Origin of the sequence: Micromonospora sp. NPDC049799 (genome assembly GCF_040656655.1) — a bacterium.
Lineage (GTDB): Bacteria > Actinomycetota > Actinomycetes > Mycobacteriales > Micromonosporaceae > Micromonospora.
Map to the genome: position 1 here is coordinate 1 of NZ_JBFAMU010000631.1, position 2,586 is coordinate 2,586.

General features: G+C 75.5%; 3 protein-coding genes. 1 reads left to right on the plus strand and 2 read right to left on the minus strand.

Going from position 1 to position 2,586, the window contains the following annotated elements; translation table 11 throughout:
• On the minus strand, window positions 1-1,095 hold a 1,095-nt coding region (locus AB0I76_RS27480; RefSeq protein WP_357041314.1), incomplete at its 3' end, for a hypothetical protein.
• The gene (locus AB0I76_RS27485; RefSeq protein ID WP_357041317.1) at window positions 1,092-1,799 is read right to left on the minus strand and encodes a helix-turn-helix domain-containing protein; all 708 of its coding nucleotides are present in this window, start codon (window positions 1,797-1,799) and stop codon (window positions 1,092-1,094) included. The genes AB0I76_RS27480 and AB0I76_RS27485, both read right to left, overlap by 4 nt.
• 49 nt (window positions 1,800-1,848) lie before the next feature.
• Between AB0I76_RS27485 and AB0I76_RS27490 the strand changes: the two genes are divergently transcribed.
• Window positions 1,849-2,586: hemerythrin domain-containing protein (locus AB0I76_RS27490; protein ID WP_357041320.1), on the plus strand; the 738-nt coding region annotated here is incomplete at its 3' end.

A 2,586-nucleotide genomic window follows, 5' to 3' on the forward strand; every position in this document is an offset into this window, starting at 1 on the left:
CGCCGTGCGCGCACGCGCCCCGCCCGCGCCGCGCACGGCGGCGACGGCACAGCCGACGAAGCCGAGCACCGCGAGGACGTTGCCCAGGCCGGCCCAGCGCCACACGGTCTGCACGCCGAGCGCGTCACCCACCAGGACCCGGACCGCCAGGGTGACGTGCAGCAGGGCCAGCGGGGCGTACAGCCAGGGCCGGTAGGGCAGCGGGCGACGCAGCACCGCCGGCAGGATGACCGGGGCGTGCACGAAGATCATCGACATGGTGAAGCCCAGGAAGACCAGGTGCAGGGTTGCGTCGTAGCGCGGGCCGTCGGTCACCGGGCCGGCGCCGGCCCACAGCAGGCCGGCCAGCCCCAGCCAGGCGTACCCGGTGAGCAGCCCGACCGCGACGTAGCGGGGCAGGCCGGTGGCACGCACCGTGCGGCGGGCGACGTCGTTGACCGCCAGCCAGGCCACGGTCGCGAGCAGGCCGACCCCGAACAGGTACGCCCCGACGGACGGCCACAGCGCGGTGGCGGTGGTCCCGACGGTCAACGCGCCGAGGGCGGCGAGGAACCAGTGTTCGCCATGCCGGGGCAGGGTGAGGTGGGCGAGTTCGAGCCGCTCCCCGGCGATGGTGGCCACCACGAAGGTGGCGAGCCAGGGCACGATCTCCGGCACGCCGAAGCCGGAGAGCCAGAGCAGGGTGGCGGCGTACCAGCTCAGCGCGCCGGTGGCCTGGGCCAGGAGGGCCGGGCCCGGTTGCCGCCGCCACAGGTGCCGGTAGATCAGCAGCAACAGCACCGAGGCGGTCATGAGCAGCAGTCGGCCGGGCAGGCTCGGTCCGGTCAGCACCAGCGCCAGCCCTCCGGCGCCGGCGCAGGCGGGCGCGAGCAGGGCCCAGCGGGCGCCGAGCGCCACCGCGCGTTCGAGCGCCACCAGGGTGCCGACGAAACCGAGCACCATCAGCGGGCCGTGCACCTGCTCCAGCGGCGCGCTCGGCGCGGGCACCGGCAGACCGAGCAGGAGCAGGGCGGCGTAGAGGCCGGTGAGCAGGGCGAACGCGCCGGTGGCGAGGACGGGGAGCCGCCAGCGCACGCCGGCGGGCCGGGGTCTCATGCCGACTCGTCAGTCGTACGCGGCAGGGCCAGCCGTACCACGCACGCGTCCGGTGCTCCGAACGGCTCCAGCACGGCGCCGCTCGGCGGGGCGCCGACGTGCTCGAGCGCGCCGCGGATCACGCCGACGTGCAGCGCGCAGATCGCGTCGGGGTTGCGGTTGACCAGTTCCAGGAAGGGGCAGGTGTGCAGGTGCACCTCGACGGTCCCGTCGGCCGTCTCCTGCCGGCGCGGGCTGAAGCCCAGCCCGCGCAGCACGTCGAGCAGGGTGTCGACCGGGTCCTGGCCTCCGGCGGTGGCGGCGGCGAGGTGGCGTCCCCAGTCGTGTCCCGCGCGGGTGGCCTCGGCCCGGACGTCGCCGGGGTTGCGGCGGGACAGGTGGTCGAGCAGCGCGGCGGCGAGCGCCCGGTACGGCCCCGGGGCAGGGGTATCGGTCATGGCCACCCGGTAGCGCCACGCCGGCCGGCCGGGCTGGCCGCCGCTGGCCCGCGCCTTGACCAGCAGCCCGGCGTCGACCAGGCGGTCGAGGTGGGCGCGGGCGGTGGAGAGGTGCAGGCCGGTCCGCTCCCCCACCTCGGCGATCGTCATGCCGGTGCCGGTGGCGCGCACCATCTCCAGGATCGAGGCCCGGCTGGCGGTGCCCAGTGCCCGGTGGCGGAGCGGGTCGATGGTTCCGCCGGTCGGCCCTGTTCTCGGGGTTTCCACGTTAGATAACGTTACAACGTCGTTCGACCACAAAACCCTGGAGGGTTCCATGTCCGCCTCCCGCTCCACGGCCGACCAGCAGGCCGCGCAGGCCGTCGTCCGGCATCACGCCCAGCTCGCCGCCGACCTCGACCGGCACGTCGACGGCCTGCTGGACGCGGCCGACCAGGGCGACGCCGCCGGGGCGCTCCGGCACCGCGACGAGCTGCTCGGGTGGCTCCGCGACGAGCTGCTGCCGCACGCGTACGCCGAGGAGGGTTCGCTCTACACCGCCGCCGGTGACCGTGTCGAGGCCGCACTGCTGATCCGGGGCATGCTCGACGAGCACCGGGCGATCAGCGGCCTGGTCGCCGAGTTGGAGGCCGCCGACCGGCCGGTACGCCTCGCCGCCGCCGCACGCGCCCTCGCCGCCCTCTTCGCCGTCCACCTGGCCAAGGAGAACGACCTGATCGTCCCGGTGCTGGTGGACGCGCCCGACGTCTCGCTGGCGACGTTGCTGGACGGTATGCACGATCTGCTCGGCTCCTCGGACGGATCGGGCAGGGGTGGTTGCGGCGGGGGCGACTGCGGCTGCGGTGGCGATCAGGCCTCCGCCGACGCGCCGGCCCCGATGGTGAGCATCGACCCCCGGCTGGACGTCCGGCTGCTGCCGCACCACCAGCGCCACGCGCGGGTGCTGGCGGCCCTGGACGCACTGCCGGCGGTCGATGCTCACCATCGGGGCCGGCGCGTCGGCGGAGGCCTGATCGCCACCGCAGCCGCAGTCGCCCCCGCCGCAACCACCCCT